The sequence below is a fragment of the Bacillus sp. RC242 genome (genome assembly GCF_044908245.1).
Taxonomy (GTDB): domain Bacteria; phylum Bacillota; class Bacilli; order Bacillales; family Bacillaceae_G; genus Bacillus_A; species Bacillus_A mycoides.
The window spans coordinates 78618-98376 of record NZ_JBIYCZ010000015.1; the positions used below are offsets into that span (position 1 = coordinate 78618).

Consider the following 19759-nt stretch of genomic DNA (forward strand, 5'->3'; position numbering starts at 1 on the left):
CGAAACTTAAGCTATAATTACTACATATAAAATTTGTACCTATAAATTTTATATGTAGTAATGAATTTGATTTGTTGTAATGAAACGGAGGTATATACTATGAAGTTTCCACATGATTTTTTATTCGGAGCTGCTTCAGCTTCTTATCAAGTAGAAGGTGCATGGAATGAGGATGGAAAAGGTGTTACGAATTGGGATGAGTTTTCAAAAATTCCTGGCAAAACATACGATGGAACAAATGGTGATATAGCGGTTGATCATTATCATCGATATAAGGAAGATGTTCGTTTAATGGCTGAGATGGGATTGGAATCGTATCGTTTTTCGATTTCTTGGGCGAGAATATTGCCGACTGGAGATGGAGAGGTAAATGAAAAAGGAATTGAATTTTATAACAATTTAATTGATGAATGTTTAAAGTACGGGATTGTACCGTTTGCCACTTTATATCATTGGGATCTACCATTACCGTTAGAAAAAGATGGTGGGTGGACGAATAAACGAACAGCAGAGGCTTTTGTAAAGTATGCAGAAATTTGCTTTAAGGCATTTGGTGATAGAGTGAAACATTGGATTACTTTCAATGAAACAGTAATGTTTTGTGGATTAGGCTATTTAAAAGGTGCACATCCACCAGGAATACAAAATGATGTTCCAAAGTATTTTCAAGCGACTCATTATGTATTTTATGCGCATGCGAAAACAGTTGCGGTGTACAAGCAGCTGAAACAGTATGGGGAGATTGGGATTACACATGTTTTCTTACCTGCTTATAGTGTGGATGATCAAAAAGAAAATATACTAGCAGCAACTCATGCGAATGAATATGAAACGTATTGGTACTACGATCCAGTTTTAAAAGGTGAGTATCCGTCTTATGTTGTACAACAATTAAAGGAAAATGGGTGGACTCCTAATTGGACGGTTGAAGAATTAGAAATCATTAAACAAAATGCCGAAAAAAATGATTTTATCGGCTTGAATTATTATCAGCCAATACGAGTAGAAAGATATGATATGGATATAAAGAGCGAGGAGCATTCTCGAGAAAACTCAACACTTGCTCCAGGTAATCCTTCTTTTGATGGTTTTTATCGAACAGTAAAAATGGATGATAAAACATATACCAAATGGGGTTGGGAAATATCTCCCGAAGGTTTCTTAGATGGATTGCATATGTTGAAAGCGCGTTACGGTGACATAAAGATGTATGTAACGGAAAATGGACTTGGTGATGAAGATCCAATCATTGACGGAGAAATTGTAGATGTTCCGCGAATTAAATTTATTGAAGAGCATTTAAAAGTAATGAAGCGTGCAATTCAAGAGGGAATTAATTTAAAAGGTTATTATGCATGGTCAGTTATTGATTTGTTAAGTTGGTTAAATGGATATAAAAAGCAATATGGCTTTATTTTTGTCGATCATAATGATAACTTAAAACGTAAGAAGAAACTTTCGTTTCATTGGTATAAACATGTGATCGAAACGAGAGGAGAAGAGTTATAACAGATAAAAGAGTATTTTAGGAGAAAGTGTATGAGTGCAAAGTATAAACAAATTGCAGATGTGTTAGAGCAAAACATTCGAGATGGGCTTTTTAATGAAACGAAAAAATTACCTACAGAAGAAGCGTTGATGAATCGATTTGAAGTAAGCCGTAATACGATACGTAAAGTAATTAGTCAACTTGTGAATAGAGGTTATATTTTTCAAGTGCAAGGTAGTGGTATGTTTTTACGTGAAACTTCTGTAACAGATTACATTAATTTAGGAAGTTTACGTGGATTAACGAAAAATCTCGTTTCACAAAATATTGAAACGAAAGTGCTAGAGATTGAAGTAATAGAGGCAAATGAAGAGATAGTAGAACGGATGCAATGTGAGATTGGAACTAGGCTATATTTTTTGAAGCGCTTAAGAATTGTAGATGGTAAACCATTCTCTATTGAAGTAAGTTATTTCAAAAAAGATATCATCCCATATTTGAATGAAGAAATAGCATTAAGTTCTGTATACAGTTATTTCATTGAGGATTTACGATTAAATATTGGCTTTGCCGATAAAGTTATTAGTTGTGAAAAAATAAATAAAGAAAATGCAAAGCTTTTAGAACTAAATGAAGGTGATCCAGCGCTTCTTATTGAAAATACAGTTTATCTTGTAAATGGAACAATTTTCGAGCTATCTCAATCAATGTTTCATTATGAAAAGACTAAACTTTTAAATCGGATTAATTTTAATTGAAAATGAATATAAGTAGCCTTGTAAAAAAGCAACTGGTCCTAAGTGAGCAGTTGCTTTTTATTTTTAAAGTGGATGAGCAAAAAAACACAAAAGTGGTTGGTCCGTTTTTTATAAACTTCTATTATGATAAGAGAAGAAAGGTAGTATTTTATTCATGCTTTAAAATAGACTGGCCTTAGAGAGGTGGAAGACAATGAGTTTTGCGATTTCACTAGTTGTTATTATTGTAGTTGTATCACTGTTTGGGACCGTACTAGTCGCACGAAATGTAGAGGAGAATTACGGTAAGTCTACAAAGAGGAATGTGAAAAACTTATCCGCTATCTATATCATTCTTCTTTTAGTGCTTCTTGTAGGAGTTACTTGGTATGCGGTCGTTATTTTATAAAGTTTGTATATGATGAAGGAGTTAATATATTGATGAAAAATGAGCGCCACGTTTTAGTTGTTTTCCCGCATCCGGATGATGAGTCGTATTGCGTGGCTGGAACAATTTTGGCTTATACTGAGCAGAAAGTCCCTCTTACTTATGTTTGCCTAACGTTAGGTGAAATGGGGAGAGCGATGGGAAATCCTCCTTTTGCAACACGTGAATCCTTATATGCTATAAGAGAGAAAGAACTAAAGAGCGCTACTAATATTTTAGGGATTAAAGATTTACGTATGATGGGATATCGTGATAAAACGCTTGAATTTGAAACTCCTGGAGAATTAAGAAGTGTAATACAAAAATATGTGGAAGAATTGAATCCTTCGTTAGTCATTTCTTTTTATCCGGGATATGCAGTGCATCCAGATCATGATGCAACAGGAGAAGCGGTAGCCAGGGCGTTAGCTAATATTCCGGAAAATAAAAGGCCAACATTTTATGCTGTAGCTTTTTCAAATAATCATGAAGCAGAAATAGGACCTCCAAGTTTTAAAAATGAAGTAAAAGAATATGTTCCAAAAAAGCTCGAGGCATTGCAAGCACATGCATCACAATTTGCGACTAAGGTAACGGAACTGAAAAGAGAGTATGAAGATGGTGTTCCAGAAACAGTTGAGTGGTTAGAAAGAGAACCGTTTTGGATATATTCATTCAAAGATAAAAATATGTGATGCTACATCTGAAGGTGATGAATATGTATTTTGAATATAAGAATCGAAAGGTTTTTTACAATATAGAAGGATCGGGGCCTGTCATATTGTTTTTACACGGTCTTGGAGGAAATTCGAATAATTGGTTATATCAAAGAAAATACTTCAAGAAGACATGGACCGTAATCTCACTCGATTTACCTGGGCATGGGAAATCCGAAGGGATGGAAATTAGTTTTAAAGAATATTCAAATGTTTTATATGAGTTATGTAATCATTTAAAGCTAAAATCAGTAACAATTTGTGGTCTTTCAAAAGGAGCTAGAGTGGGTATCGATTTTGCTATTCAATATCCACGTTTTGTTTCTAGCTTAATTGTTGTAAATGCATTTCCCTATTTAGAACAGGCAGATCGTAAAGAACGACTTGAAGTATATGATTTACTTAGCTTACAGGATAAAGGGAAAACTTGGGCGGATACGTTATTGAGAGCAATGGGAGTAGAAGATAATGATGCAATTGTCCGAGGATTTCATCAATCCCTACAAACGATTCATCCGATTCATATTCAAAGGTTATTTGCTGAATTAGTTGATTACGATCAAAGACCATACCTGTCTAACATTGCATGTCCTGCATTAATAATACGAGGAGAGAATGATTATTTTGTTCCGGAAAAGTATGTGAGAGAATTTGAAAAACACCTGAGAAACGTGACTTTCGTTGAGTTGAAAAATAGTGGGCACTTACCTTATTTAGAACAGCCTACTAGCTTTAATGTGACGGTAGAGGCATTTTTAAATCATGCGCTTGATTAATACCATTTTTACAGTGAATACTGTTATTAATGAGTTCAGGACACCAGCTTGGAGAGGAGGGAACTAAATGGAATGGCAACCGAATCGTGAAGATAAGATACCAGTTTATAAACAAATTGCTGATTACATTGAAAGAGGCATTTCTACCGGTGAATTCCCTTCTGATAGAAAATTACCTTCCGAGCGTATGTTAGCACAGAATTTACAAGTGAACCGGAGTACGGTCGTAGCTGCTTATGAAGAATTGAAATCACTTGGGGTAGTAGAACGGAAAAAAGGAAGCGGCACCCGGGTGAATACAGATATATGGGGTGTGTCACATAAACGAATACCGAACTGGGGTAGGTACGTTGAGGATGGATCATTCTTACCTAATGTACCACTTGTTCAGCAAATTCGAACGGAAACACAAAAAGATGATTTAATCAATTTAGCGAGTGGTGAATTGTCATCAGATTTAATTCCGAGTGATAGATTTCGAACAATTTTGTCGGAGAAAACATTTATGGGAAATCTCGGTTATGACCATCCGCTTGGAAATGAAATGTTGCGAAAAACCATTGCGGCACATGTCGAGCAATATAAACAAATAGAAGCAGATTCAAGCTCTATTCTTATTACATCTGGAGCTCAGCAAGCACTTAATCTTATCGTTCAATGTTTGTTAAAGCCTGGAGATGCGATTGCAATTGAGGATCCCTCCTATTGTTATTCACTTCCGATGTTTAAATCAGCAGGTTTAAAAATATTCCGTTTACCAGTTGATCAGCATGGTATGAATCCAGATGACTTAATCGATTTGCACAAAAAGCATCGCATTCGTATGGTGTTTTTAAATCCGGATTATCAAAATCCAACTGGAACGGTACTTTCATTGGCAAGACGTAAAAAGGTTTTAGAACTATCTTCTGAATTTGGTATACCGATTGTAGAAGATGATCCGTATAGTTTGACTTCTTTTAATGGAGAAGTGAATCCAACATTGAAATCGATGGATCAAAATGGGAATGTTCTTTATGTGAGCTCATTATCAAAAATTGTTGCATCAGGATTACGTATTGGTTGGGTAATTGGCCCCACGCGCGTAATTGAGAGATTGGCAGATGCGAAGCAGCAAGTTGATTTCGGTCATAGTGTATTTACACAGTGGGTAGCGAACCAATTTTTAGAATCTGAGGATTTTCATACGCATATTACGATGCTTCGTGGACAACTGAAACAAAGAAGAGATGAGTTAATTAGAAAGCTTGAAGAAATATTAGGGGACCAGATTGAATTTTTTGTTCCTGAGGGCGGAATACATTTATGGTGCAAAGTGCAAGGAACGTTTGATGAATATCATTTACTAGGTGAATCTATACAAAATGGTGTAGCATTTGTCCCAGGAAGCGTCCTAGGTTCGAAAAGTGAATATATCCGATTTACTTTTGGCAGAGCGAATGTAGAACAAATTCAGCTTGGAGTTACAAGGTTTGCGGAAACATTAAATGAGATTTCATAATAGTGAAGCGTAATATGGAAATGAGGGAAAGAAATGAAGTACGTGACGCTTTTACTTCAAGTAGGCGTGCTATATGTGTTTAGCTTAGCTGGTACGTGGATTCAAGGAGTATTCCATCTATCTATGCCAGGAAGTTTAATAGGGATGTTAATATTGTTCCTACTCCTTTCTACTCGTATTTTGCCATTAAAGTGGTTTGAGGTAGGTGCAGAAAAGTTAATAGTATTTTTACCCTTATTTCTAATTCCTTCGACAACAGGATTAATGGAATATGGATCTTTTCTTTTAAGTAAGGGGAGTATTATATTCCTTTTAGTAGTTGCAAGTACGGTAGTAACATTGATTGTTTCAGGGTATGTAAGTCAATTATTAGTAACATCAAAAAAATAAAATCGACAAGGTGCGCTATTCAAATGGTCTTAATTTTTATTACTGTAGTAATTTATTTATTGGCGACAAAGCTATATAAAAAATTTGCGTTTCCATTTACGTTACCGGTATTAACAGTTACAGCAATTATGATTTGTTTATTTTTGATATTTGGTATTTCTCATCATGAGTATAAGGAAAATGGGGGAGACATTCTTTCAGGCTTTTTGAGTCCTGCAATTGTAGCGTTAGCCATACCTCTATTTAAAGAGCGAAAGATACTTATGAAAAACTTTTTAGCGATACTAATCGGCGTAGTGATAGGTATAGTGGCTTTAACGAGTATGAATGTAGTGATTGGTGGAATTTTAAATATAGATAAGGAACTTATATTAACAACTTTACCACAATTAGCGACAATGCCCATTGCCATTTCATTAGCGGATCAAATTGGTGGCATTCCATCTATGACCTCTAGTTTTGTAGTTGTTGCAGGAATAACAGGTGCTATTATCGGACCGACAGTACTTAAGTTTTTCCGTATAACAAGTACGATTGGAAAAGGAGTGGGGATGGGCTGCGCATCACATATTATTGGTGTGAGCCGTCTAGTGAAAGAAGGAGAGAAAGAGGCAACTATCGGTTCGGTAACGATGATTGTAACAGGGATACTTATTAGTATATTAGTACCTTATGGAGTGAAATTTTTGTTTTGAAAATTAATGAATCGTAATAAGGAGTATAACACTACTCATTTTAGAGCGTAATGGAGATGATGAAAATGACAACATGGTTTATAGTTACATTATGTATTTTTGGTGCTCTTAAAGTACTAGTTTCTAGTATGCCAACTTCTGTTGTAGAATCAATTATTAGTAGATTTGAGTTACACCAAAAACTTGATGAGGAAAATACTACTGTAACGGTAGATGGGGAAAGTATAGAAGGAGAAATGAAACTTCAAGTTATTCATGAATTTAACGAGGCTTTATTTTTAGATAAACATTATTTTCCGCCGCAAGGGAATGGTACACCGATAGTCATTGAGACGAAGAAAGGAAAAAGAGAGATTAGATTTTCTATATATAGCTACGAGGAACACGTTGATGTAGTAAAGCAATATAAGAAGAAAGTAGTTGCATATCGTTTGCGATCAAAAAGCCTTCAAAGTCGTTCAGTAGCAGTAACTGAAGATTATGCTTAAGGAGAGACCGTTATTATAACGGTCTCTTTATTATAGGTAGGGTCTATATAATTATTAAACTTTTATTCATATCGTAGTCCATTTGAAAGTTCTTCAATAGCTTTCCAATCATCAACAATAATTTGCTTATTATTTTTATGAATTATATTGTTAGTTATTAGTTTTTCAATGACTCGATTAAGATGACGGGTAGTTGTCCCGACTAATGAGGCAATTTCATGATGATCTTTAGTATGAATTTCTCGCCCAAATAAATTAGAAGGATTTCGGGCTGTACATAAATAACTAGCAAAGCGTGTCTCCACAGAAGCCAGTAAATTGATACGTGAAGCTGTTGTGCAAGTTTGAAGCTTATAAGTGACATGATGAATTAGCTCTTGAAGAAAGACTACATCGTGTAATAAGTAACTTGTTACATAATTTTTATCGATAAAAAGAAAATCAGACTGTTGTTCGGAAGTTACATGAGATTGTATGTCTACGGATTGAATTAATTCAATATCCCCCATGATAGAAACTGCAGAACAAAATCGTAGTAATAATGCTTTACCTGTAATTACACTTGAAGTTATTTTTGTACGTCCTGACATTTGAATATAAAGGCCGTCGATAGCTGCACCTTCTTGTAATATAGTTTCTTTTGCTGCGTATCTGCGAATCTCAAATGGATGATTGAATTGTTGGAATAGCTTCTTTATGTACTCATTATTTAAGTAGCTTAATAATAAGGTATTATCTGCAATCTTTTGCATAATGTTTCTCCTTTTGGGACATCTGTCCTGTTTATTATAAAATAATTCATATACATTAAAAAGAAAGGAGTGATGTATATGAAATTTATTTTTGATATTGATGGTACTATTTGTTTTAAAGGAAACGCAGTAACGAAAGAGATTATTCAAGCGCTAGACGTTTGTCATAGTATAGGGCATGAGATTATATTTGCATCTGCTAGACCAATTAGAGATTTATTACCTGTTCTACCAACTCATATGCATCATTATTCAATGATTGGTGGAAATGGTGCTTTTATCGCAAAGGATAGAGAAATTGTTGAAGTTATACGTTTTGACATTGAAACAGTAAGTGCTATGCGTTCAATCATAGAAAAGTATAGTCTTTCATATTTGGTAGATAGTCAATGGAATTATGCTTATACAGGAAGTGAGAGTCACCCTATCTACAAAAACATAGACCCTAATCAGTTGGCTATTAATATGAATATTGATGAAATTGGTGAAGTAGTAAAAGTGGTTTTATTTCCTGATAATATAAAAAAAGAATTAATCATAAATGCGTTGGAAGAACTTCCTATAAGAATATATGAGCACGATAAAGAGGGGGTTATTGATATAAGTCCGCCACATATTGATAAATGGGAAGGTTTAAAACGATTAGGTATAAAAGAGGGAGAATTCGTAGTGTTTGGTAATGATTCGAACGACTTATCAATGTTTATACATGCTAAGGAAAGTATTTGTGTTGGGAGTCATGAAGTATTAATAAAACATGCGTCTATATGTTTAAAGATTGACGAGCAAAGTATTGTTGATAAAATTATTAAGTTAGCAGAGTCATATGCATAAAAATGTGTATGTGAAACATAATAAAAGCGGGTACTAAAAAGATTGTTTGCCTTTTAGTACCCGCTTTTATTAATAATTGACTGATAGACTTTCCATATGAAAAATAAAAATAACATATATCCAAACAAAGAATAACTATGCTGCCAATCCGTACTATGTACAAATAAGCCTAGCCTCTCAGCAACTTGTTCAAAAATACTAGCACAAAGCCCTATTAAAATAATAAATAGAGTTCTAGAAACTGCAGATAATGTTTTTGAAATTTGTATGAAAATGATTGTTAAAATTGGTAGCACAAACAACGTAAAGCCTATGTTAACTGAAAATATAGATGAGAAAGGTCTAACTGGAAAGGAATATATTTGTGTATGCACAAAGAAAGCATCTAAGCAAGTTCCAATAATAGAAGAAAGTAAGACTGTAACTAATAATGCTAAAAAATCATTCTTCTTCTCGAAGGAGGACATTTTTCTTTGCGAGAATTGCGAGTTCAATTTTTTCGAGTGTTTTGCAGTAGTCTTCTGTAATTTGTCCATTTATATTTTCCTCCTTATCAACTAAATAATTTACAACTTGCCAATCGTTAAACCAATCTTCATTTTCAACTTCTTCATGTTTCATATCCCGCCATGCATAGATGAGTGCAGGGCTGTATATACGATACGCGTCACTACGTAACTGGCATTTCTTTATCCGGCGTTTATAAAACTCACGCGAAAAAGATTCATTTACACTAGAAAATAAATGAGGCCAGTAATCTTTTCTTGAGCCTGTATGTGGATGGTGATCGACCCAGTTTATTATTTGAGATAAAATATGTGTATCCCGAAATAACAATGAATACAACCGTTTTCCAAGTGAAATTCGTTCATGCAAAGAGGTGAAATGTTTCATTGTATCACCAAATAGTAATACTTTTTGCTTTTTATCATTTTCGTAAAATGGGAAAAGGATATGATTAAACTGAAAAAAATCAAAGAGTTTAAATCCAATACTATTTAATACAGTCTTTTTAAAGTGTACATTTTGAATAACTCTTTTTTCTAAGTAGCTTTGTTCATTAATAATAGTTGCAATAGCTAACGTTTTTTTGTTACCTGTTTTCCAAAAATCGTTCCACATCGTTTCCATAAATGTAGAAACATTTAGGTGAGGGAGGAGGTGAAATAGCCTTTGCGATCTTTTTACACTTTGTTCATATAGCAAAAATTGAGGATATATATCTTGGAAAATAAGCCAATTTCCCCTTTCTAAAAAAGAAAAAAATGTAATTTGATCTTTCTCTGATAAAATTCTCGTATATAAATCTCCCTTTAAATCGGTCATATTCCAGCCACCGTTACGTGATACGATATGCCCAAGTAGTGCCCAATGTATTTCTGGATATTGAATGTAAAATTGGTAGTATGCACGTGTTCTTGTGACGTTATTTTTATTTAGTTCTTTTGTCTGAGCTTTAATTTTATCGATGATAAGTTGCTCTTCTTTCGTTAATTTACACATTGTATCAGAATGGATGAGGTTGCTTTTTTGTATTAACTCATTTTTCACGTCGAATAGGGAGAGAGGGAGTACTTTGGAAGGTTCGTTATTTGTGTTGCTTGAATTGCTTCGGTACATTCCATTACCTCCCTTTGCCATGAGTTTAAATGTGGTATTGGTTATGGATCATTCCATTTATCCCGCTATTAACGAGCAGTAAGACTCCCATCTCAAAAGTCGGCTAAAGCAAAGAAGTTAGGTGAGGGTGGGGCTGCTCGTAAAAGCCCGATTGATTCAACTAATAATCAGTGGGGGATGGACAAAATCCTCACTAATTAAAGTTTCACTTTATTTTATTACGAGTATAAGAAATAAATGAGCGGTGTTTTTTAAACCAGTAATATAGTTATCATTCAAACAGTATAAAGAAAATCTAATTGCTAAGAAGTGAAATGAAAAACAGAAACTATTAAAAAATAGTTTCTGTTTTTTTATTTTGTCAATTAAATGTAACAAACGACGATTATGATTTGAATCAATTGAAAATAATTCAATAACCTTAATAAATACAATTTGAATTGAAATGTATGGTAGGAGGAAAAGGAATGCGTAATAAAATAATTTTAATTACTGGTGGTACAGGTTCGTGGGGACATGAACTTATAAAACAACTATTAGAAAAATCACCGAAAGAAATTAGAGTTTTTTCAAGGAATGAAACGGTTCAGTTTGAAATGCAGCAACAGTTTATAAATGAAGAGAGATTAAAATTTATTATTGGAGATATTCGTGATAAAGAGCAACTAGTATATGCTTGCCAAGGTGTACATTATGTATTTCATCTTGCAGCTTTAAAGCATGTTCCAGTATGTGAATATTATCCTTATGAAGCTATAAAAACAAATATACATGGTACGCAAAATGTAATTGAAGCATCTATCCAGAATCAAGTTGAGAAAGTTATATATGTTTCAACTGATAAAGCGGCCGATCCATCAAATACGTATGGAATGACAAAAGCAATTGGTGAAAAATTAATGGTTCATGCGAATGTGCAAACGAAGAAAACAAAATTCATTTGTGTTCGTGGCGGAAATGTTTTAGGAACGAGTGGAAGTGTGGTACCGCTTTTTAAAAAGCAAATTAAGCAATCTTCAAAAGTAGGGATTACCGATGCAAATATGACTAGATTTTTCTTAACCATTGAAGATGCTGTTGGATTGTTATTTAAAGCAGCATCTGAAGGAAGAGGAGGAGAAATCTTTGTTATGAAAATGCCAGCATGTAAAATAACGGATTTAGCGAAAGTATTGATTGAAGATTCGAAAAAAGAAAACGTGAAGATAAAAGAGGTAGGAATAAGACCTGGTGAAAAATTAAGTGAAATGCTTTTATCTGAGGTAGAGAGTAAAACAAGTATTAGTTTTGATCAAAATTATTTTGTGGTACTACCGACTATTCCTATAGAAGGACTTCAAGAATATTATGCTAGTTATCCGCTTGTGGATGTGAATAGTTTTAGTTCTCAACAAGACTTACTTACAAAATATGAGGTGAAACAAATGCTAGAAAAAGGAGGGTTTTTACGATGAAAAAAAATGCGAGCCTTTTAATAACTGGTGCAAATGGCTTCACAGGACGTCATGCTTACCAATATTTTTTAGAGCAGGGCTTTCATGTAATTCCTATGTTTCAAAATCGTTCACATAGAGAAAAAATCGAAAATGGTATTACTTGTGATTTAACAAATAAGAGTGAAGTAATGAAGGTAATTAAACAAATAAAACCAGACTATGTATTGCATTTAGCAGGAAGAAACTCAGTTAATGAGTCTTGGACAGCTTCTCTGGAATATATAGAGATTAACGTAATAGGGACTTTATATTTATTAGAAGCCATTAAGCAGGAAGCCTCGCATTGTAAAACATTAGTTATAGGATCTGCATTGCAAGCAGATAGTATGAAAAACATAAAAGTTTCAAATCCATATAGTTTAAGTAAAACTATGCAAGTCATTATTGCAGAGGCTTGGGGCGGATTAATGGATTCAAATATTATCATTGCAAAGCCTTCAAATTTAATTGGTCCAGGAGTATCGAATGGTGTTTGTTCAATTCTCGCAAAAAAAATGATAGATATAGAATCGGGTAGAAGTAAAGCGATTATTGAAGTAAACAGTTTGAAAGATAGTAGGGACTTTCTAGATGTACGTGATGCAATTAAAGCGTATCATGTGTTATTACGTGATGGTATAAATGGAAAACAATATAATATTGGATCAGGAGTAAAACGCTCTTTATTAGATGTATTGGAGCAATTTAAAGGATTAACACAGCTGAATTTTACTATAAAAGAAAAAGAGAATAGTGGGAGCAGCTCAAATGAAAATTTATTATTAGAGGATATAAAAAAATTAGGATGGATCCCAGAAATTCAATTTCAGCAATCATTAAAAGATGTACTTGAATATGCGAAGTGTAGTGAAATCTGCATTCAATAAAAATATAAAAGGATATAACAAATATATGAATTGTTATGAAGCGATAGATAATCAAAGTACGCTATTTCTTTCGATTGTTGATACGTTGGATTGGAAAGATGAAGAAGCGCATGTGTTGCACCTCTATGAGGCAATAAATCAATATCGAGCGTATGTGGAAGAAAAAAAGGTTGATCGAATAAAGCCAGCACTAGAGACTAGAACTAGGCATGTGATTCAAGTTTTTGCTCAGTATGAGTGTAGTGAGTATGGAAATGATTTTTATGAACTCATCAAAGATCTCTTACAAGATATAGGACTTGAGTTAAAGATTAATATAAAGCTAGATTTTTAATGATAAAGGTGGATATAAGTTATGAATAAAAAGATTCTCTTTACTGGGGGCGGTACAGCCGGACACGTAATGATTAATATGGTATTGATTCCTAAATTTATAGAAAAAGGATGGGGAGTTGAGTATATTGGATCTCAAAATGGAATTGAAAAATTATTAGTCCAAAATGTTAAGTATAATAGTATTTCAACCGGGAAGCTTAGGAGATATTGGGATTGGGAGAACTTTAAAGATCCTTTTAAAATTATAAACGGTTGTTTACAAAGTTATAAATTAATTAAGAAAATGAAGCCTGACGTTATCTTTTCGGCAGGAGGATTTGTTTCAGTTCCTGTAGTTATAGGGGCATGGTTAAATCGTATACCTATAATAATACGTGAACCAGATAGTACGTTAGGGTTGGCAAATAAAATAGCATTACCTTTTTCTAAAAAACTATGCACAACATTTCCTCAAACAGGGGGTAATGTAAGTACTGAGAAGAAGGTTTATGTAGGGCCAATTGTAAGGGAAGAAATTGAGAGAGGTAACGTATTACGAGGAAGAAGCTATTGTAAATTTCAGCAAGATAAACCGGTATTGTTAATAATGGGTGGGAGTCAAGGTGCTAAGTGGATAAATGATATGGTAAGGAAAAGTTTAGATACATTATTATTAAATTTTAATATTGTTCATATGTGTGGTAAAGGGAAGGTGGATCCTTCTATCGGAATGGAAGGTTATATGCAATTTGAATATATAGGGGAAGAGTTGCCACATATACTGAATATGGCAAGTGTTGTAGTTTCCAGGGCTGGTTCTACTGCTATTTCTGAATTGTTATTTTTGAAGAAACCGATGTTGCTTATTCCGTTAACTAATGGTTCCAGTAGAGGGGATCAAGTTTTAAATGCTGACCATTTTGCACGACAAGGATATGCGGAAGTTTTACTTCAAGATAGAGTAAACAGTAGTACATTTACACATGCAGTAAATAAGTTGTATACAAATAAGGAGAGATATATTCAAAACATGAATGGATATAAGAAAACAAATGATGAGGGGATTCATCAATTAATAGATATAATAAATGAAGTGGTGAAGTAATAGAAATTTAAATAGAAATACAAAAGGAAAGAAGGTATCTTCTTTCCTTTTTACTATAGTTGCTCAAATTCATTATTACTTATACCGATTAGCTATGTACTATTGGTGAATACCGATTTCTAATAGCTCAGTAAATGCATTAGTATGAATAGGTTTACTGTAATAGTAACCTTGAATAAACTGACATTTATTTTTTTGAAGGAAATTTACGTGTTCTTTCGTTTCTACGCCTTCAGCAATGACAGACATTCCTAATGTATTTGCTAATGTGATGATTGTTTTAATGATTTCCATTCCATCTTCACACGTTTCAGACATTGTAATAAATTCTCTTGGGATTTTTAACGTATCGATTGGATATAAAGGTAAGTAGGCTAGGGAAGAATAGCCTGTACCAAAGTCGTCGATTGAAATGTGAATCCCTAAACTTTTTAGTGTACGCAGTTTTATCAATGTTTCTCTCTCATCCATCATTGCAATTCGTTCTGTTAATTCTAGATCAAGGGAACTTGCTGGTAAGCCTGTAGTTGCTAAAGTAGAAGAAATAGATTTTACAAAGCCGTCTTGTTCAAATTCTTTAGCAGATAAATTTACCCCTATTTTTAAATGCGAATATCCGAGTGCGTGCCAACGTTTCATTTGCTCACAAGCCTGCTGTAATGTCCATTTTCCTATTGGAATAATTTGTAGTGTTTCTTCTGCAATCGGAATAAACTCGTATGGAGAAATAACACCTAATTCAGGATGATTCCACCTGATTAAAGCTTCTGCACCGATAATTTTATTAGATTCACTATCAACTTGAGGTTGATACAAAAGGAACAATTCTTCATTTTGTATTGCGTTTGGTAAATCTTTTTCTAATCGTAATCGTCTTTCGATTTTTTTAGCGATTACATCGTCATAAATAGAGACAGAGTTGAGCTCTTTTGCCTTTGCATCATACATTGCAACATTAGCGTTTTTCAGAAGTGTAGCGGTATCGATTCCGGAATGTGGATAAATGGAGATACCGATACTCAGTGATAAAGTTAATTTATGCTCATGTATGACAAACGGCTTTTCCGTGCTTTCAAATAATTGGTTACATAACTCGAATAAGGAATCTTCGTCAGTATAGTTTTCAATTAAGATTGTAAACTCATCACCACCGATTCTTGACAGATGAGTATGTGATGGAAGACATGATTGGAAACGTTTTGCTACTTCTTCTAATATGTAATCACCTGACGAATGTCCAAGTGTATCGTTAATTACTTTAAAGCGATCTAAATCTAAATATAATAATGCAAACTCACTTTGTGTTGCTTTAGCATTTTTTATAAATTTTCTTAGCTTTCTATGGAAAAAGGATCGATTCCCAATTTTCGTTACAGTATCGTGGAATGCTAAATATTTTATTTCTTCTTGTTGTTTTTTTAGTGCGGTAATATCCTTTACCATAATATAGCTTCCTGAAATTTGTCCATCTATCATAATAGGAACGATGGTAACGTATAAAAAATAAGTAAAGCCATCTTTATATTGAGAACTAAGTTGTAAGGATGCTGATTCTTGTTGTTTAACTTTTTCTAATGCAGATATCAGTTTATGTTTATCTGCATCTAAAATAATAGAAAAACATGTCTCACCAAGTAACTCGTTCGTTGGTGCTCCAAGTAGTATACTTCCTGCTTTATTTACATTTAAGAATATTCCATTTAAATCAATCGTAAAAATGGGATCAGGATGATATTCATATAATGATTTGAATTTTTGTTGTTTCTGAGATAGGGCCTCTGATTTATGGACTAAATCAGAAGTTCTTAAAGTAACTTTTTCTTCTAGTTGAGCATTAAATACTTGTAAACGTTTTGTTAGGGTGTCGTTTTGCATACGCACAATAGAATGGCGAATAAGTACGAAAACAAAAGCGATACAATTTCCTGTAATGAGAGTTGAAGATGATGTTTGTTCTTTTAACGTAAACCCGATTAGTATTGCAACAGCAAGATAGGGAAATACGACTAAAACTTTCTTTCCTAGTATAGGGTTTACAATGAAATAATTTTTATGGCTATTATCATCTTCTGAAATAGACCCAGCTATTGCGATAAGCAATATAGGTATTCTATATAAAAGACGTAAAAATGTTATAGTGTCAGTTGATAAATGGGTATTTAAGTAAAAATAAATATAGTTAAAAGTTGCAGAACTAATTAATACAAAAATAAAGATATAAATTTTCCGCTTGGACTTAAAAATTGTTGGGCGGAAAAAGAGACTAACACCTAGTAGAAGAAATAATAGATCTGCAATTGGATATAGAAATGAAAGGAAAATATCTGCGAGTGAAAGTGAGAATATATTTAAATTTGGCTGATTAAATAAATACCATTCTAATGTGAATATGGAAGTAAGTACTATACATATATCACAAATAAAGAAAGCTTTTTCCCATTTATTGCATTCTTTTAAGACCTTATAGCAAAAAGCGATAAGGCAGAAGAATAGAAAAAACATGTAAAATACATCAGAAATAGTAAAATGATGTATTGGAAGTTCGAAAAAGGTATCTTGATACGTATATACTACTTTTCCTAATAAAAAACTACCAATTGCAATTGTAATACATATCCAAAAAGGATTTGAACTAACTTTTTTAGAGTATATAGAGTAAATTAGCGATATAAATGTAATGACTTCAACGATGAGTGAAGCGAAGCGTACATTGAAATTTGAAAAATTAGTAGGGAATAGAAAGAAAAACATAAAATAGATTGAATAGCATATTAATGTTGTGATTAATATACATAGCTGTAAATTTTTATTTAATTTCAAAAAAATCACCTTCTTTAAGTATGTACTATATTCGTAATATCTATACATAATAATATTACTTAAGGATTGTATCAGATTTCCTTATAAAAAGCATGCTTATAAGGAAAAAATGAAGAATGTAATACTTCTTAAAATTGAAAAAGTATTGAGTTCAATGATTTTTCAATTTATAAGGAATGCAGATAGAATTTGTATATTTAGTCATCCTTTAGATTTTAAAGGTTTTTTAGTGATTTGCAAGCGGAGATGTAAAATTGCATATAAAGTGATGGGAACTTCTCTCTAGATGAGGGGAGTTTTTCGTTATTAAAGTGTATTAAGTAAGACCTTTGTATGTACCTATTCTCATACTAATGAGGGATTAAAGAAACGTGTTGATTATATACAATAATATGTAATACAGTAATTGATTTTTAATATGGAGGGAAAATCACGATGAAATGGGTGAAGTTTAGAATAGCACGTCCAACTGATAAATTTGAAGAGGTTATTGCATTCTATGAAGAGGGATTAGGTTTAAAACGTATAGGTGAGTTTTATGATCATGATGGTTATGATGGAGTCATGTTTGGTCTACCGGATGAAGAATATCATTTAGAATTTACAAGACATATAGATGGAAGCCCATGTCCAGCCCCAACAAAAGATAATTTACTTGTGTTTTATATAAGAGAATATAATGAAATAGAAAAAGTGAGTAAAAGGCTGCATGCAATGGGATACGATGAAGTAGAACCAGAAAATCCATATTGGAAAGAAAAGGGGATTACTATAGAGGACCCAGATGGTTGGAGAATTGTATTGATGCAAATAGAAGAATGAGGCTAGAGAAATTTCGAATTTTGATAGAGTTAGTGGATTATTGTTAGTATGTCCTGTTGTTGTAGCGCAACGAGAAAAAAGGCTTCTCCCAGATAAACAGGTAATTGTAAGAGAGGAAGAATTTTTAAATACGCTTACTTCAACCGAAAGGGAAGAATTTTGTGAGTTAGCAGTGGTTGCGAATGAGTATACATATAAGCGTTTCAAAGAAGAAATTAAGCCAGGGCTAGATATTGCTAATGATGGGTTTATTGAAAGATTACAAAAGAATTACTCTCTTACTTTGGACTTCCAGCATAAAAAATATGAGAAACCCGTTCTTTTATTAGCTGGAAGACAAGATACATCGGTAGGTTATCAAGATATTGTAGGAATCATTGAAGATTACCCAAGAGCGACATTAGCGGTATTAGATATGGCGGGACATAATTTACAAATCGAACAGCCTGAATTATTTGAGAGTTTAGTTTCGGAGTGGGTTAGACGAACTGCTCAGCAGAGTTCATAAAAAAGAATAAATTAATATTTTGATTGTATTCAAGTTTTGATACAGAAAAGATTAAAGTAAGTAATTAACTTATAAAAATTTTCAAGGAGGAATTATGAATACATATATCTATATGGTTAGGCATGGTGAATCACCAAAATTAGAAGGAGATGAAAGAACACGTGGATTAACTGAGAAGGGAATTTTAGATGCTCATAGAGTAACTGAGATATTAGAAACAGAGGGAATTGATACTTTCATTTCAAGTCCGTATAAGAGGGCTATGTTAACGATAGAAAGGTCAGCTAATTACCATGAAAAAGAAATAGTAGTATATGAAAATCTCAAAGAGTGTAGGTTTTTAAGTGAGGATAAGATTATATCAGATAAGGAAGTGTATCCACTCGTAAAGAAGATGTTCTCTAATCCAGATTTCACACTAACTGGAGGAGAATCGTATGTGGATTGTCAGAGAAGAGTAGTGAAAATATTAAAAGAAATATTAATGGATTTTCAAGGACATAAAATTGTAGTTGGTACACATGGGCTTGTAATGACACTAATGATGAACTATTTTGATAACCAATATGGGCTTGAATTTTTAATGAATACATCAAAACCAGACGTATATAAGCTAGAATTTAAAGACGAGCAATTAATAAATGTAGAGAGATTATGGAGAGAAGAATGAAATGGAGTATATGGAGTGTGTTTTAAAAGTTACTTTTGAAACACACTTTTTTTTGAAGAGAAAGCATCTTTATCAACTATTTTTAGAATGTTAAATCAATAAGTAATTATTCAGTTTTTGAATAGTTTATTGAGAAATTGGTTTAGGGAAACAACTTTAAATGTGACAAAACTCCAAACGCTGGATTTATATTCAATAGGAGAAAAAGATGTAGAATTTTGTCTTGTTGTACGTGTTTACTTTTCATTTCGTTACATATAGGCTTTGTGGTGTAGGGGGGAGAAATCGCCTTTACACTAAAATTATAAGGGGGTCATTGTGATGAAAAAAATGAAAAAATTTGCAGGAGTAGCTCTAGCGGGTTCAATTGGATTAAGTGGACTACTATTTTTAGAACCAAGTGTAAGTACTGCAGAAACACCACAAGCGAAAGAGGAGAAGTTCAATACTATTAATGTAGCGATGAATCAAAGTGAATCTTATTTATTGAGTGGTAGAAGTATTGATATTCTTTCAGGAGATAAAGAAGCGGTACAACTAAGTAATTATACAGTTCAGTTCAATAAACCAGGTAAGTATGTTATTAGAGTAAATGGTTGTATTTATAATGATGTATATACTTTTATTGTGAATGAGTAGTATATGCTTTTGATGTTTAATTAAATATATATTATCGGATGAAAAAAGAAACACCCTATTTGCGGTGGGAATCGTAAATAGGGTGAATTATTT

Annotated in this window: 21 protein-coding genes and 1 pseudogene; 18 read left to right on the forward strand and 4 right to left on the reverse strand. The window is 33.0% G+C overall.

Annotated elements, in window-relative coordinates; all coding sequences use genetic code 11:
* Positions 1–99 precede the first annotated feature (99 nt).
* The 9 genes from ABH957_RS23450 to ABH957_RS23490 all read left to right on the forward strand — a co-directional run bounded on the left by ABH957_RS23450 (position 100) and on the right by ABH957_RS23490 (position 7219).
* The gene (locus ABH957_RS23450) at positions 100–1509 is read left to right on the forward strand and encodes a glycoside hydrolase family 1 protein (protein WP_103458250.1); all 1410 of its coding nucleotides are present in this window, start codon (positions 100–102) and stop codon (positions 1507–1509) included.
* Between the two features lie 30 nt (positions 1510–1539).
* A complete protein-coding gene (locus ABH957_RS23455) occupies positions 1540–2247 on the forward strand; it encodes a GntR family transcriptional regulator (RefSeq protein WP_002033710.1) in 708 nt (235 codons plus the stop codon).
* A 193-nt stretch (positions 2248–2440) separates the two neighbouring features.
* Positions 2441–2635, forward strand: a complete 195-nt coding sequence (locus ABH957_RS23460; RefSeq protein ID WP_002066705.1) for a hypothetical protein — start codon at positions 2441–2443, stop codon at positions 2633–2635.
* 32 nt (positions 2636–2667) lie between these two features.
* The gene (gene bshB2 / locus ABH957_RS23465) at positions 2668–3348 is read left to right on the forward strand and encodes a bacillithiol biosynthesis deacetylase BshB2 (RefSeq protein ID WP_404491799.1); all 681 of its coding nucleotides are present in this window, start codon (positions 2668–2670) and stop codon (positions 3346–3348) included.
* The gene (locus tag ABH957_RS23470) at positions 3348–4145 is read left to right on the forward strand and encodes an alpha/beta fold hydrolase (protein ID WP_404491798.1); all 798 of its coding nucleotides are present in this window, start codon (positions 3348–3350) and stop codon (positions 4143–4145) included. Before bshB2 ends, ABH957_RS23470 begins: the two co-directional genes overlap by 1 nt.
* 67 nt (positions 4146–4212) lie before the next feature.
* Positions 4213–5646 (forward strand): MocR-like pyridoxine biosynthesis transcription factor PdxR, encoded by a 1434-nt coding sequence (gene pdxR, locus ABH957_RS23475; RefSeq protein ID WP_002088019.1) that lies wholly within the window; start codon positions 4213–4215, stop codon positions 5644–5646.
* Positions 5647–5679: 33 nt separating this feature from the next.
* Positions 5680–6036 carry a CidA/LrgA family holin-like protein gene (locus tag ABH957_RS23480; RefSeq protein WP_002088017.1) on the forward strand — a complete coding sequence of 119 codons (357 nt, stop codon included), beginning with the start codon at positions 5680–5682 and terminating at the stop codon, positions 6034–6036.
* Positions 6037–6059: 23 nt separating this feature from the next.
* Complete coding sequence (locus tag ABH957_RS23485; protein ID WP_404448019.1) at positions 6060–6731, forward strand: LrgB family protein; 672 nt, start codon at positions 6060–6062, stop codon at positions 6729–6731.
* A 65-nt stretch (positions 6732–6796) separates the two neighbouring features.
* Positions 6797–7219, forward strand: coding sequence for a YfmQ family protein (locus ABH957_RS23490; RefSeq protein ID WP_404457384.1), 423 nt, complete (start codon positions 6797–6799; stop codon positions 7217–7219).
* Positions 7220–7281: 62 nt separating this feature from the next.
* On the opposite strand, the gene ABH957_RS23495 is transcribed toward ABH957_RS23490, so the two are convergent.
* Complete coding sequence (locus tag ABH957_RS23495) at positions 7282–7971, reverse strand: Crp/Fnr family transcriptional regulator (RefSeq protein WP_098168943.1); 690 nt, start codon at positions 7969–7971, stop codon at positions 7282–7284.
* 78 nt (positions 7972–8049) lie between these two features.
* Here ABH957_RS23495 and ABH957_RS23500 point away from each other — a divergent pair, with 78 nt between their 5' ends.
* Positions 8050–8805, forward strand: a complete 756-nt coding sequence (locus ABH957_RS23500) for an HAD-IIB family hydrolase (RefSeq protein ID WP_404512326.1) — start codon at positions 8050–8052, stop codon at positions 8803–8805.
* 53 nt (positions 8806–8858) lie between these two features.
* Here the strand turns inward: ABH957_RS23500 and ABH957_RS23505 are convergent, their stop codons facing one another.
* Both ABH957_RS23505 and ABH957_RS23510 read right to left on the reverse strand, forming a co-directional pair.
* The gene (locus ABH957_RS23505) at positions 8859–9272 is read right to left on the reverse strand and encodes a CBO0543 family protein (protein WP_404457454.1); all 414 of its coding nucleotides are present in this window, start codon (positions 9270–9272) and stop codon (positions 8859–8861) included.
* A complete protein-coding gene (locus ABH957_RS23510) occupies positions 9247–10425 on the reverse strand; it encodes a DUF2515 domain-containing protein (protein ID WP_404457380.1) in 1179 nt (392 codons plus the stop codon). The genes ABH957_RS23505 and ABH957_RS23510 overlap by 26 nt, the downstream gene beginning before the upstream one ends.
* A 467-nt stretch (positions 10426–10892) precedes the next feature.
* On the opposite strand from ABH957_RS23510, the gene ABH957_RS23515 reads away from it, so the two are divergent.
* The 4 genes from ABH957_RS23515 to ABH957_RS23530 are packed head-to-tail and all read left to right on the forward strand — an operon-like array spanning position 10893 to position 14207.
* Positions 10893–11879, forward strand: coding sequence for a UDP-N-acetylglucosamine 4,6-dehydratase family protein (locus ABH957_RS23515; protein WP_404491776.1), 987 nt, complete (start codon positions 10893–10895; stop codon positions 11877–11879).
* Positions 11876–12787 carry an SDR family oxidoreductase gene (locus tag ABH957_RS23520; RefSeq protein ID WP_404457376.1) on the forward strand — a complete coding sequence of 304 codons (912 nt, stop codon included), beginning with the start codon at positions 11876–11878 and terminating at the stop codon, positions 12785–12787. Before ABH957_RS23515 ends, ABH957_RS23520 begins: the two co-directional genes overlap by 4 nt.
* A 25-nt stretch (positions 12788–12812) precedes the next feature.
* The gene (locus tag ABH957_RS23525; protein ID WP_060752180.1) at positions 12813–13121 is read left to right on the forward strand and encodes a DUF6572 domain-containing protein; all 309 of its coding nucleotides are present in this window, start codon (positions 12813–12815) and stop codon (positions 13119–13121) included.
* A 21-nt stretch (positions 13122–13142) separates the two neighbouring features.
* Positions 13143–14207, forward strand: a complete 1065-nt coding sequence (locus ABH957_RS23530) for an undecaprenyldiphospho-muramoylpentapeptide beta-N-acetylglucosaminyltransferase (RefSeq protein WP_404457374.1) — start codon at positions 13143–13145, stop codon at positions 14205–14207.
* 99 nt (positions 14208–14306) lie between these two features.
* Here ABH957_RS23530 and ABH957_RS23535 read toward each other — a convergent pair whose 3' ends face one another.
* The gene (locus ABH957_RS23535; RefSeq protein ID WP_404512328.1) at positions 14307–17027 is read right to left on the reverse strand and encodes a putative bifunctional diguanylate cyclase/phosphodiesterase; all 2721 of its coding nucleotides are present in this window, start codon (positions 17025–17027) and stop codon (positions 14307–14309) included.
* A gap of 435 nt (positions 17028–17462) precedes the next feature.
* On the opposite strand from ABH957_RS23535, the gene ABH957_RS23540 reads away from it, so the two are divergent.
* The 4 genes and pseudogenes from ABH957_RS23540 (at position 17463) to ABH957_RS23555 (ending at position 19666) form a co-directional block, all read left to right on the forward strand.
* Entirely contained in the window at positions 17463–17849 is a 387-nt protein-coding gene (locus tag ABH957_RS23540) for a VOC family protein (protein WP_113936867.1), read from the forward strand.
* A 19-nt stretch (positions 17850–17868) separates the two neighbouring features.
* Positions 17869–18357, forward strand: a pseudogene (locus ABH957_RS23545) (alpha/beta hydrolase); the annotation flags it as partial.
* Between the two features lie 94 nt (positions 18358–18451).
* Positions 18452–19027: a histidine phosphatase family protein gene (locus ABH957_RS23550; RefSeq protein WP_404457371.1), complete on the forward strand. Its 576-nt coding sequence runs from the start codon at positions 18452–18454 to the stop codon at positions 19025–19027.
* A 321-nt stretch (positions 19028–19348) separates the two neighbouring features.
* Complete coding sequence (locus tag ABH957_RS23555; RefSeq protein WP_404448040.1) at positions 19349–19666, forward strand: hypothetical protein; 318 nt, start codon at positions 19349–19351, stop codon at positions 19664–19666.
* Positions 19667–19759: the final 93 nt, after the last annotated feature.